This window comes from Ornithinimicrobium pulveris, assembly GCF_050261105.1.
Lineage (GTDB): Bacteria > Actinomycetota > Actinomycetes > Actinomycetales > Dermatophilaceae > Ornithinicoccus.
Genome location: NZ_CP189837.1, coordinates 3,080,597 through 3,092,166 on the forward strand (window position 1 = coordinate 3,080,597; position 11,570 = coordinate 3,092,166).

Consider the following 11,570-nt stretch of genomic DNA (forward strand, 5'->3'; position numbering starts at 1 on the left):
CTCACCGGGTCGCCGCAGCCGCCGCTCGCCCCGCAGCGCGACCGCTGAACAGGCACCCGCCCAGGAAGGTCCCCTCCAGCGAGCGGTAACCATGCACCCCACCGCCGCCGAACCCGGCGACCTCACCTGCGGCATACAGGCCGGGCACGGGCGAGCCGTCGGCGCCGAGCGCGCGGGAGTGCAGGTCGGTCTGCACCCCGCCGAGCGTCTTGCGGGTGAGCACGCGCAGCCGGATCGCGACGAGCGGCCCGTGCTTGGGGTCCAGGAAGCGGTGCGGGGTCGCGGTGCGGATCAGGCGGTCGCCGCGGGAGCGTCGGGCGGCGCGGACGAGCGCGGTCTGGACATCCTTGCCGTAGTCGTTCATCAGCTCGCGATCGCGCGCCAGCACCAGATCACGCACGCCACGCGCGTCGACCAGATCGGCGCCGACCAGCGCGTTCATCTTCGCGACCAGCTCCTCGACCGTGCTCGCCTCCACGACATCCGCACCGTGGTCGACGAAGGCCTGGACCGGAGCTGGCACGTCGGTGCGCGCCCGACCGAGCACGTCGCGGACCGACTTGCCGGTCAGGTCCGGGTTCTGCTCGCAGCCGGACAGCGCGTACTCCTTGCCCAGGATCGTGTGCGTCGCGATGAACCAGCTGTGGTCGTGCTCGGGCGCGGTCGTGCGCAGGTGCGCCAGTGTGCCCAGGGTGTCGAAGCCCGGCAGGTATGGCGTGGGGAGCCGCCGACCGGTCGCGTCCAGCCAGAGGGAACTCGGCCCGGGCAGGATCCGGATCCCGTGCCCCGGCCAGACCGGTGAGTGGTTGGGCAGGCCTTCGACGTAGTGCCACATGCGGTCGCGGTTGACCAGGCGCGCGCCCGCGGCGACGATCTCCTCGAGCATGGAGCCGTCCACGTATGCCGGGACACCAGTGACGAGGTCGGCCGGCGGGGTGCCGAGCCGGTCGGGCCAGAACCGGCGGATCAACGCGTGGTTGGCACCGATCCCGCCGCTGGTGACGATCACCGCCTGCGCGGAGAGTTCGAACTCCCCGACCTCCTCGCGGGAGGACGGGGCTCCCCGCTGCACCGTGGGGTCGTCGGCCAGCACGGCGCCCCGCACGCCGGTGATCGCCCCGTCGGACAGGACGAGTTCGGTGACCCGGTGGCGACCGCGCAGCTGCACCAGACCGGCCGCGACGCCCTCACGGACCTCGCGCTCGAACGGCTCAACCACACCCGGCCCGGTGCCCCAGGTGATGTGGAAACGCGGCACCGAGTTGCCGTGCCCGGTGGCGGTGCCATCGCCCCGCTCGGCCCAGCCGACGACCGGGAAGAAGGAGATCCCCTTGCCGCGCAACCAGGCGCGCTTCTCACCCGCGGCCCACGCGACATACCCCTCGGCCCACTGGCGACCCCAGTGGTCCTCACCGACCGGCCCCTCGCGATCGAAGCCGGCGCTGCCCTGCCAGTCCTGCCAGGCCAGGTCGAGGCTGTCCTTGATCCCCATCCGCCGCTGCTCGGGACTGTCCACGAGGAACAGCCCGCCGAAGCTCCACCACGCCTGCCCGCCGAGGTGGGCGGTCGACTCCTGGTCGACCAGAATCACCCGTCGCCCTGCGGCGACCAGTTCGCTGGTGGCGACGAGGCCGGACAGCCCGGCACCCACGACGATGACATCGGCGTCCATGCCGTCATCGTAGGCGTCGCCATCGCAGGCGTGCAGCGCGCGGGCGGGCGGCTTACCCTTGTCCCCGATGGCCACCCGTGAGCGCCTCCGTTCCCAGGTCGTGACCGGGCTGCGACACCTGATGGTCGTAGCCCTCATGGCCCTGTTGGCATTCCTCGGCGGCGTCGCGACGACCCAGTTGTGGCCGGTGCACACCGAGACCCGCTACTTCGCCGCAGACGTCTCGGTCGAGCCCAGCCTCAACTCCACGATCCAGCTGCCGACCGTGGTCGGGGACGTCATCCTCAACTTCGACGGCCCGCTTCCCGCGCCCGGCCTGACCGCGCAGGTACAGGTGCGCGAGGAGGTCACCGACCTGCTCCGCAGCGGCCAGTTGCGCACCGCCGAGCTGCAGCCCGACCAGTCCGAGCTGCGCCAGGCGATGGACAACGGGGTGCGCGAGGTCGCCTGGAAGTTCGCGGCCGGGGCCCTGGTGACCACCCTGCTCGCGCTCCTGGCGTATGCCGTGGCGCGCCCACGGCATACGGGGCACGTCATCCTGGTGTCGAGCACGGCGACCGCGCTCGCCCTCGCCGGCCCCGGGACCGCTGCGTATCTCACCTACCGCACCGACAACGTCAAGGAGTACCGCGCGACCTCGCTGCTCTCCCTCGTGCAGGCGAACACCGGCATCCTGGACGACCTCGACCGCAAGGCCGACCAGGGCGCGATCTACGTGACCAACCTGCTCGCGCTCTCCGACGCAGTCCGGCAGGAGTTCACCCCGACCGACGAGCAGCAGCCGGACGCCGCCCGATTCCTGCTGGTCAGCGACATCCACGGGATGGACCAGTACCCGCTCATGCGCCAGATCGTGGCGAGCGAGGACATCGACGCCGTCATCGACACCGGCGACCTGATCAACTTCGGCGACCCGCGCGAGGGCGACCTGACCGGGATCTACCGCGGGATCGAGAGCCTGGGCGTGCCCTACATCTTCGTCCGCGGCAACCACGATGCGACGTCGCCGACCGACGAGCGCTTCCTGCGGCGGATGGCCCAGGTGCCCAATGTGATCCTGCTCGAGCCGACCGCCGAGGAGTTCGTCCGCGTGGACATCAACGGGGTCTCGATCACCGGCTTCAACGACCGGCGCTACTTCAATCAGCGCTCGACCGAGTTCGCCGAGCAGCAGGGGGAGCTGGCGGCGCTGTGGCGCGAGGCGACGGCCGACCGTGACCCGACCGACATCGTCGCGACGCACCAGCCGTACTCCGCCTTCCGGGTGCCGACCGGTGGGGTGACGGTGAACGGGCACATGCACGCGCCCGGCCTGGACCGCCAGCACATTCAGATGGGGTCCTTCACCGGGGGCGGGCTGGTCAACCAGTTCCGGCTGCCGCCGCTGACCGAGGAGGCGCGGGAGGCGGCCGCGGAGGACGTCGAGACCCGCGGTGAGCTGGTCGGGCGGCCCTACGCCTTCGACATCCTGTCCTTCGGCACCGACTGCTCGGTCAAGAGACTGACCCGGTTCAGCTATCGCAACCTGGTGTCTGGTCGGCCGCAGTTCGACGACGTGAGCATCGTCAACGGCCGCGCGATCCAGCCCAATGTGCCCGAGGGGCGCACGTGCGGGCGCGAACTGGGGGTGGTGAGTGGGCCGATGCTCGACTTCCCGGCGACGGTGGAGCCAGCGGAGGGTGACCCGGCGGACGAGCCGGGCTCCGACGGTGCGGTGATGGTGCCGCGGCCGGACGACGCGGCGGTCACGACCGGCCCGTGAACCCCCAGGTGTGCCGGATCTCATAGCGCGGGGTCCGGCGCGGCCCCTCCCCCAGGTGCGAGGCGATCAGGTGGACCTCGTCGGCCACCCAGGATCCCGTATGCAGTGTGTCCAGGGACTGCACCAGGTGCCCCGCCGCACGGGGTCGGCCGCCGGAACGGGCCACGGTCACGTGCGGGCTGAACCGGGTGCCGTCCACCCGGGCCCCGGCGCGGCTGGCGAGAGCGCGAAAGCCCTTGGCCCAGGCGGCGAGGGTCGACTTCTGCTCCTCCCCCTCGACCGCGGCCCAGAGGATGCGGGCCGCACCCGGGTCCGGGAAGGCGCCCGCCCCGGCCAAGGAAAGGGTGAGGGGGTCCTGGCGGGCGACAAACGCCATACCGGACTCGATCAGGGGCTCCTCGCGCCACTCCTCAAGGTCGGGGATGAAGGCCAGGGTGAGATGGAGATGCTCAGGGCGGGTCCAGCGCCACGGGTCGATCGCATCGATCGCGGTGCGGCGCGGGGCGAGGAAAGACTCGAGGGATTCGACCACCTCCTCGGGTGGCAGGACGGCGATGAAGGCGCGCACCGCCCCATGGTCCCAGCGTTCAGGGCGCTGTGCGACCCTGGCCCGGTGAGTCAGTACGCACCTCCCCCGCAGGACCACCGGCCCGCCGACGACAGCAAGGTCGCCTCGATCGCCTGGGCGGTCGCCGCGATCGTAGTGGCGCTGGTGGTGGCCTTCATCGCCTGGTTGGCGATGAGCGACCGCGGGGACAGCCCGTCGGCGGCGCCGGCGGAGACCGGGACGGTGGCGCCGGAGCAGGGGGCGGGGACCGAGGGGTCGGACTCGGGCGAGGGCGCGGCTCCTGACGGCGTGGCCCAGACCCCGTCACCGGAGGTGCAGGAGATGCTGCTCGAGCTGCAGCGGCGCGACGCCGACGACCCGATGGCGGTCGGCGACGTGGACGCGCCGGTGGTGATGATCGAGTACGCCGATTACCGCTGCCCCTACTGCGCCCGCTTCCACCTGGACATCCGGCCCGAGCTGCAGAGCCTGGTCGACGACGGGACGCTGCGCATCGAGTTCCGCGATCTGGTGCTCTTCGATGAGCCTTCGCAGCTGGCCGCGGTGGCTGCGCGCGCGGCGGCCGAACAGGGCGGCGAGCTGGGGCTGGAGTTCCAGAAGGAGGTCTTTGCGCTGTCCCGCGAGGGCCACGCCGAGATCGAGCGGCAGGACATGATCGACATCGCCGAGCAGATCGGGGTGCCGGACATGGAGCTTTTCGAGGAAGATCTGGACGGTCCGAGGCTGAGCGGTGTAGTCACCAATGACACCCAGGAGGCGCTCTCACTCGGGGTGAACTCCACGCCGACCTTCCTGATCAACCGGGTCGTGGTGCAGGGGGCCTACGAGGCGCCGGCCATGATCCGGGTGATCGAGGAGCAGAAGGCGCTGGCGGAGGAGGGCGCGACCAGCTGAGGCTGGCGCGTTCGGTGGCTGGTTTTGGCCACGCGGCGCGCGTCCGGTGGGGATCAGGGCTGGCGGTCGGAGTTGTCCTGTAGGCCGACGCTCTCGTCGCGGCGCTCCTCGATGAGGTCATCGCCGGGCACCTCGACCGAGGCGCCGCCGGTGACCGGGCAGGTGGCGGTCTGCGCGCGGCGACGGCGCACGACATACAGGCGGTGGGTGAGCGCGGCGACCAGGGCGATCAGGACCGCCGCGAGCACCACCAGACCCGGGCCCGAGGCCATCGCGCCGCGGAAGATCGCCGCCCAGGCGGCGAAGCCGATCGTGGAGTAGATGCCCGCCCAGGCGAGCGCGCCCAGCGACTGGGCGAGGGTGAAGCGCAGCCAGCGCATCCGGATGACGCCCGCAGAGGCGAGGACGACGGTCTGCACCCCGACGGTCAGGTAGCACAGCGGCACCGCGCCGATCCCGCAGCGCTCGATGGCCCCGCGGCCACGGTCGATCGCGTCGCTGGCGAGCCAGCTGTGGACGCGGGCGCGCCAGCCGGTGGTCGGCTTCGTCCGCCGCAGCGCCTGCTCGGTCACGCTCCGCGCGATCCAGTAGGTCGCCTGCCCACGCGCCATCGCCACGCACCACAGAAAGGCGAAGACGAGGGCGAACGGATACCCCTGGAACATCAGCCGGCCACCCCCGCGGCCTGGCCCGTCGCGTTCGCCCCGGCAGCGCGCGCCGACGGCCTCGCGGCGGATGGGGCGGCGAGGTCCGGTGCGGAGAGCTGGACTGCGAGCACGACGACACCCAGGATACCGGCCCGGGCTCGGGCCTCCGGGCCTGCCTAGCCCCTACATTGAGCGGGTGAGGATCGTCGTCGCCCTCGGGGGCAATGCACTGCTGCAGCGGGGCCAGGTCCCCGACGCGGCGGCCCAGGTCGAGAACATCCGGCGCGCGATGGCAGCTCTCGCCCCGCTCACCGACGACCATGAGGTGGTCATCACGCACGGCAACGGCCCGCAGGTCGGGGTGCTCGCGATGGAGTCCGCGAACGACGCGCGGCTCACCCAGCCCTACCCCTTCGACGCGCTGGGCGCGATGACGCAGGGGCTGATCGGCTACTGGATCCTGCAGGCGATCGGCAATGAGCGGCCCTACCGCCAGCTGGCCGCCGTGCTCAACCAGACCCTCGTCGACTCAGACGACCCCGCCTTCGCGGACCCGACCAAGTTTGTCGGCGAGGTCTACGACGAGGCGCAGGCGCGTGAGCTGGCGGACAAGAACGGCTGGGAGGTCAAGCAGGACGGTGACGGCTGGCGCCGGGTCGTCCCGTCGCCGCGCCCGCGGGAGATCATCGAGACCAAGTTGATCGACCACCTCCTCGACGAGTCGATCATCGTGGTCTGCGCCGGGGGCGGAGGCGTGCCGGTGGTCCGGACCGACTCCGGCGACCTCAAGGGGGTCGAAGCGGTGATCGACAAGGACCTCTCGGCCGCCCTGCTCGCCCACCGGCTCGGCGCGGACCGGTTGCTCGTGCTCACCGATGTGCCCGCGGTGATGGAGGACTACGGGACGGATCACGCGCGGGAGTTGCGGCATACGACACCGGGGCGATTGCGCGAACTGGACCTGCCGGCCGGGTCGATGGGCCCCAAGGTGGAGGCGGTCTGCCGGTTCGTCGAGGCGGCCACGAACGGGCGGCCGGTCGCGGCGGCGATCGGCAACCTCGAGGAGGCGGCCGCGCTGCTGGACGGCTCCGCGGGCACCTATGTCACCGCTACCTTGAGCCCATGAGCCTGTTCATCGTCCACTACTCCTACTCCGACGACACCGCAGCACGCGACGAGCACCGGCCGGCGCACCGCGAGTTCCTGTCGACGCTCGCCCAGGAGGGCGTGGTCATGCTCTCCGGCCCGTATGCCGCAGTGCCGGACGCCCCCGACGCCGCCGTTCTCATCCTGCGCGGCTCGAGCGCGACGGAGCTCGCCGAGCTGCTGCGCGACGACCCCTTCCAGCAGCAGGGACTGGTCGAGCAGGTCGCCGTCCGCGAGTGGACGCCGGTGCTCGGGGCGTGGTTCGACGGCGCCCTCACCGAGGAGCTCTAACCACCGGACGCGCCCCACGCCCTCCCCACCTGCCACCGAACGCGCGCCCTGCTCCCCCCATGTGCCACCGAACGTGCGGCATGTCCCTCACAAAGCCCACCGAACGTGCGGCATGTCCCTCACAAAGCCCACCGAACGTGCGGCGCCGCCACGCAATTGCTAGCATTCTAGATATGTCAGACAAGGCGCAGTTCAACGTCTATCTCCCCCGCGAGCTGATCACGCAGATCAAGCACCGCGGCATCGACGAGGGCATGAGCCTGTCGGCGCTCGTGGAGAAGGCCCTGCACCACTACCTGGCCACGGTCCCGGAGGAGGAGCAGCGATGACGAACACCCCCAGCACGGCACCAACCGGCGGCGAACTCAGTGGACCCATGGGTCGACCGATCCGCTTCACCCACGACATCCCCGGTTGGCAGCGGATCATCCAGGCCCTGGGCGGCACCGTGATCAGCGCGCACCCGGGCTGGCTCGTCTATCAGCTGGGCAGCGGCCGCGTGGCCCTGCACGCCGCCAGCGAGGCCCAGCCCCCAGGCATGACCTTCGCGATCGAGACCCCCCAGCCGCTCGCCGAGGCGGTCGAGCACGCTGCCTCTCGCGGCGTCCCCATCACTCTCGAGGACTCCGATCACGGACCGGCCGGCGTGTTCACCGCAGCCGATGCCATCAGCGGGTGGCTCGACTCGCCCACGCCCGTCGAGGTCGGCAACGACCAGACCGATGCCACCCAGACCAATGCCACTCAGCCCCCCGCCGGTGCGGCCACGGACCCGCGCCTGTCCTGCGTCCAGATCTGGTACGGCCCCGACACCGCCATCCCCCGCGGCGTCGCCGAAGGCCTCGGTGCTCAGGCGCGACTGGTCAGTGACAACGGCACCTGGACCGACCTCACCCTGCCGGGCGGCGGCCTGATCGGCATCCACGCCGCCGAGACCGTGGGCACCGAACTCGCCTTCGAGTGGGACGGCGACGTCGAGGATGCGCTCGCACTCCTCGAGCAGGCTCGGGTCGAGGCGATGCTCATCGACGAGACCTATTCGCGCACCGTGCAGATCACCGACCCCGACGGCCTGAAGGCCATCTGGATCAACGAACGGCAGACCGACCTCTACGGTTACCGCGACGCCTCCGTCGACTCGGCAGACAGTTCAGTGAGCTGAGCCCAGCCCGTCCAGGGCAGCCTCGAGGTCGCGCCACAGGTCCTCGACATCCTCGACCCCGACGGATAACCGCAGCAGGTCCTCCGGCACCGTCTCCACCTCCAGCGGATGGCGGCGACGTCGCTCAATCTGCGACTCAACCCCACCGAGACTGGTCGAGTGCGCCCACAAGGTGGTGCTGCGGCATACCTCCTCGGCCCGCTCGACCGAGCCCACCTCGATCGAGAGCATCGCGCCGAAGCCGGGATACCGCACCAGATCGACCGCCGGATGCGCGCCCAACCGCTCGACGAGCACCTCGGCGCTCGCGCTCGCCCGCGCGAGCCGCACGTCGAGGGTGCGCACCCCGCGCAGGACCAGCCAGGCCTCCATCGGGCCGGGGATGGCGCCGTGCAACGACCGGTGGGTATGCAGTTTCTCCAGCAGGTCCTCGCGGTCACCGGCCACGACGGTCGCCCCGAGCAGGGTGTCGGAGTGGCCGGCGAGGTACTTCGTCGCCGAGTGGACGACCACGTCCGCCCCCCAGGCCAGCGGCTGCTGGTGGAGAGGGGTGGCGAAGGTGTTGTCGCACACCAGGATCGGGCGGGAAGCGGCATACCGGGACCGCAGTTCGCGCGCGAGCGCGGGGATGTCGGTGAGCTCCATCATCGGGTTGCTTGGCGACTCGACGAGGACGAGATCGGCGCCGTCTGCGGCGGCAGCGAAGGCCTCGGTGTCCTGCGGGTCAACCCGCCGGACGTGCAGCGCGCCGGCCGCCGCGAGCTGGTCGAGCAGCCCGTTGGTGCCGTTGTAGACGTGGTGCGCGGTGACCACGCTCCCGGCGACGGGGACAAGGGAGGCGACCGCCGCGATCGCGCCCATGCCCGAGGCGAAGGTCAGCGCGCGGCCGCCCTCGAGTGAGCCGAGCACCTCCTCGAGCGCCTCCCAGGTCGGGTTGGAGGTGCGGGCGTAGCTGACTTCGCCGTCGGCGACATAGGTCGAGGTGAAGGTGACCGGGACGTTGACCGGCGCGCCGGGGCTGCGCTCGGGGCGACCGAGCGCGACCGCGCGGGTGGCGGGGGCGAGGTCGTCGTGCTCGGCACCTTCGTTGTCGTGGCTGGTGCGGCTGCCGAGGTTGTCGTGCGAGTCGTGCGAGTCGTGCGAGTCGTGCGGGGAGGCCATGGGTGCTCCTGCGGTGCCGGGCGTCGCGGGGCGACGCCGGTGGGGATGGGCGAGCCGTCAGTCGGCGGCGGCCTGCCGCTCACGATAGGCCGCGGCGGCCATCCGGTTGCCGCAGGTGGTGCTGCAGAACCGTCGGGACCGGTTGCGGGACAGGTCCACGTGCACGTCCGAGCACCCGTCCGCCTCGCAGACGCGGAGCCGGCGCAGCTCACCTGCGCGGACGACATCGGCGAAGGCCATCGCGGCCTCGACCGCCATCCGGGTGGCGAGCGGGGCGTCGTCGGAGGTGGCGTGGAAGTGCCAGTCGAAGTCGTCGTGCTTGACCAGGCGCGGGAGAGCGCTGGCCTCGAGGAGGAGGGTGTTGACGAAGTCGGCGACGGCACGCTCATCCAGCGACCAGACCGAGGCGAGGCGGGGGCGCAAGGCCCTGACCTCGTCGAGCTCAGCCCGGTCCCGGGCACGCCGACCGGTCCAGCCCCACTCCTGGATGTAGTCATCAAGATCCGCGACGGAGAGCAGCTCGTCCTCGTCGGCGGGGTGGCGCACATCGGTGTTGACGAGCGCGGCGGCGCTCTGGAGAGCCACTTCGGTGTCATGGGTGAATTGCATCTTGACTCCTGAGCCTACCGCCCTCTATCGTCATGGGTGTCAACGTCTGACACTCATGATCCGAATCCTGTTCCGCTGTCGATCCTGCCATCGGAACCCTGATCGTCGGGCCGTTGACGCGGCCCACAAACCTCGAGAGGAGGCCCGCGATGACCGCGACCTCGACCCGTCCGGCCCAGCCGCCGCAGCAGCCCGACCACCTTCCCCTGGCGCGACCGCGACGTGCGCTGGTGATCGGCATGGCCTTCGCGATCGTCTCGGCGGCGATGTTCGGGACCTCCGGTGCGGTGGCGAAGTCGCTGCTCGTGGACGGTTGGTCGCCGGGAGCGGCGGTGACGCTGCGGGTGATCGTTGGCGCGCTGCTGCTCGCGCCCTTTGCGGTGCTCTCGATGCGAGGCAAGTGGCACCTGCTGCGCCGCCGGATCGCCTGGGTGCACCTCTCGCTCTTCGGGCTCGTCGCGGTGGCCGGGTGCCAGCTCTTCTACTTCTTGGCGGTCGAGCGGCTGTCGGTGGGCGTAGCCCTGATGCTGGAGTACCTCGGCCCGATCCTGGTCGTCGGCTGGCTCTGGCTTGCGCGCGGACAGCGGCCCCAGCCGCTGACCGTGGTCGGCATCGGGCTGGCCGTGGCGGGCCTGCTGCTGGTCCTCGACGTGCTGGGCGATGTGCAGATCAGTACTGCCGGTGTGCTGTGGGGTCTGGCCGCGGCCGTTGGCCTGGCTGTCTTCTTCGTGGTCGGCGCGGATGACGCGTCCGGTCTCCCGCCGATGGCCTTCTCCAGTTTCGGTATGGCGCTTGGCGCCCTCGCGCTCGGGCTCGCCGGGCTGGTGGGCGTGGTGCCGATGCGGTGGAGCACCGATGAGGTGCTGCTCGCCGGGATGGTCGCGCCGTGGTGGGTGCCGGTGCTCTGGCTCGGGATCGTGGCCGCCGCGCTGGCCTATGTCACCGGGATCGCGGCCGCGAGGGCGCTCGGTGCCAAGGTCAGCTCCTTCGTGGGCCTGACCGAGGTGATGTTCGCGGTGCTCTGGGCCTGGTTGCTGCTCTCCGAGCTCCCCGCGCCGATCCAGCTGGCCGGTGGTGTGCTGATCCTCGCCGGTGTCGTCTGCGTGAAGCTGGACGAGCGACCCGAGGCGGCGCATGCCGAGACCGGCCCGATGGAGGTCGAGCCGATCCCGGACGACGCTCCGCTGAGCTGAGGACACGCTCGCTCGCGCGCGCTGATCCCCCACCGGACGCGCCGGATGCTCGCCATAAGCCCCACCGGACGCGCCACAGGTTCGCGGGAAGCCCCACCGGACGCGCCACAGGTTCGGGGAATGCCCCACCGGACGCGCGAACCTTCAGCAGTGGGCGCGTTCTGGGGTGGGTTTGGACTGCTAGAGCAACATGAACCGACCGCGCACGTCGGACCTTGAGCACGTTCGGTCACCCTATGGAAGCCCACCCGACGCGTCCGGTGGCCGGATTCGGCGACACCACGCGCGTCCGGTGGCCAGATTCGGCAACACCACGCGCGTCCGGTGGCCAGATTCGGCAACACCACGCGCGTCCGGTGGCCAGATTCAGCGACACCACGTGCGTCCGGTGGCCAGATTCAGCGACACCACGCGCGTCCGGTGGCCAGATTCAGCGACACCACGCGCGTCCGGTGGCCAGATTCG

12 protein-coding genes are annotated in these 11,570 nt (G+C 71.1%); 7 read left to right on the forward strand and 5 right to left on the reverse strand.

What is annotated here, in order from left to right; all coding sequences use genetic code 11:
- Nucleotide 1: 1 nt before the first annotated feature.
- Nucleotides 2-1,672 carry an FAD-binding dehydrogenase gene (locus ACQBAT_RS14405; protein WP_420747976.1) on the reverse strand — a complete coding sequence of 557 codons (1,671 nt, stop codon included), beginning with the start codon at nucleotides 1,670-1,672 and terminating at the stop codon, nucleotides 2-4.
- Nucleotides 1,673-1,739: 67 nt separating this feature from the next.
- Here ACQBAT_RS14405 and ACQBAT_RS14410 point away from each other — a divergent pair, with 67 nt between their 5' ends.
- The gene (locus tag ACQBAT_RS14410) at nucleotides 1,740-3,434 is read left to right on the forward strand and encodes a metallophosphoesterase family protein (RefSeq protein ID WP_420747889.1); all 1,695 of its coding nucleotides are present in this window, start codon (nucleotides 1,740-1,742) and stop codon (nucleotides 3,432-3,434) included.
- Here the strand turns inward: ACQBAT_RS14410 and thpR are convergent.
- Nucleotides 3,418-4,002: an RNA 2',3'-cyclic phosphodiesterase gene (gene thpR / locus ACQBAT_RS14415; protein WP_420747888.1), complete on the reverse strand. Its 585-nt coding sequence runs from the start codon at nucleotides 4,000-4,002 to the stop codon at nucleotides 3,418-3,420. The genes ACQBAT_RS14410 and thpR overlap by 17 nt on opposite strands.
- A gap of 45 nt (nucleotides 4,003-4,047) precedes the next feature.
- Between thpR and ACQBAT_RS14420 the strand changes: the two genes are divergently transcribed.
- Nucleotides 4,048-4,896: a DsbA family protein gene (locus ACQBAT_RS14420; protein ID WP_420747887.1), complete on the forward strand. Its 849-nt coding sequence runs from the start codon at nucleotides 4,048-4,050 to the stop codon at nucleotides 4,894-4,896.
- A 53-nt stretch (nucleotides 4,897-4,949) separates the two neighbouring features.
- On the opposite strand, the gene ACQBAT_RS14425 is transcribed toward ACQBAT_RS14420, so the two are convergent.
- The gene (locus ACQBAT_RS14425; protein WP_420747886.1) at nucleotides 4,950-5,561 is read right to left on the reverse strand and encodes a DedA family protein; all 612 of its coding nucleotides are present in this window, start codon (nucleotides 5,559-5,561) and stop codon (nucleotides 4,950-4,952) included.
- Nucleotides 5,562-5,739: 178 nt separating this feature from the next.
- Here ACQBAT_RS14425 and ACQBAT_RS14430 point away from each other — a divergent pair, with 178 nt between their 5' ends.
- The 4 genes from ACQBAT_RS14430 to ACQBAT_RS14445 all read left to right on the forward strand — a co-directional run bounded on the left by ACQBAT_RS14430 (nucleotide 5,740) and on the right by ACQBAT_RS14445 (nucleotide 8,142).
- On the forward strand, nucleotides 5,740-6,669 hold the full coding sequence (locus tag ACQBAT_RS14430) for a carbamate kinase (protein WP_420747885.1): 930 nt from the start codon (nucleotides 5,740-5,742) through the stop codon (nucleotides 6,667-6,669).
- Nucleotides 6,666-6,980: a YciI family protein gene (locus ACQBAT_RS14435; RefSeq protein ID WP_420747884.1), complete on the forward strand. Its 315-nt coding sequence runs from the start codon at nucleotides 6,666-6,668 to the stop codon at nucleotides 6,978-6,980. Before ACQBAT_RS14430 ends, ACQBAT_RS14435 begins: the two co-directional genes overlap by 4 nt.
- Nucleotides 6,981-7,153: 173 nt before the next feature.
- Nucleotides 7,154-7,309, forward strand: a complete 156-nt coding sequence (locus ACQBAT_RS14440; protein ID WP_420747883.1) for a CopG family transcriptional regulator — start codon at nucleotides 7,154-7,156, stop codon at nucleotides 7,307-7,309.
- Nucleotides 7,306-8,142, forward strand: coding sequence for a VOC family protein (locus tag ACQBAT_RS14445; RefSeq protein WP_420747882.1), 837 nt, complete (start codon nucleotides 7,306-7,308; stop codon nucleotides 8,140-8,142). Before ACQBAT_RS14440 ends, ACQBAT_RS14445 begins: the two co-directional genes overlap by 4 nt.
- On the opposite strand, the gene ACQBAT_RS14450 is transcribed toward ACQBAT_RS14445, so the two are convergent.
- Nucleotides 8,131-9,303: a trans-sulfuration enzyme family protein gene (locus tag ACQBAT_RS14450; RefSeq protein WP_420747881.1), complete on the reverse strand. Its 1,173-nt coding sequence runs from the start codon at nucleotides 9,301-9,303 to the stop codon at nucleotides 8,131-8,133. The two genes, ACQBAT_RS14445 and ACQBAT_RS14450, sit on opposite strands and share 12 nt — an antisense overlap.
- Before the next feature lie 57 nt (nucleotides 9,304-9,360).
- Entirely contained in the window at nucleotides 9,361-9,912 is a 552-nt protein-coding gene (locus tag ACQBAT_RS14455) for a CGNR zinc finger domain-containing protein (RefSeq protein ID WP_420747880.1), read from the reverse strand.
- 149 nt (nucleotides 9,913-10,061) lie between these two features.
- On the opposite strand from ACQBAT_RS14455, the gene ACQBAT_RS14460 reads away from it, so the two are divergent.
- Nucleotides 10,062-11,105 carry an EamA family transporter gene (locus tag ACQBAT_RS14460; RefSeq protein WP_420747879.1) on the forward strand — a complete coding sequence of 348 codons (1,044 nt, stop codon included), beginning with the start codon at nucleotides 10,062-10,064 and terminating at the stop codon, nucleotides 11,103-11,105.
- Nucleotides 11,106-11,570 lie beyond the last annotated feature (465 nt).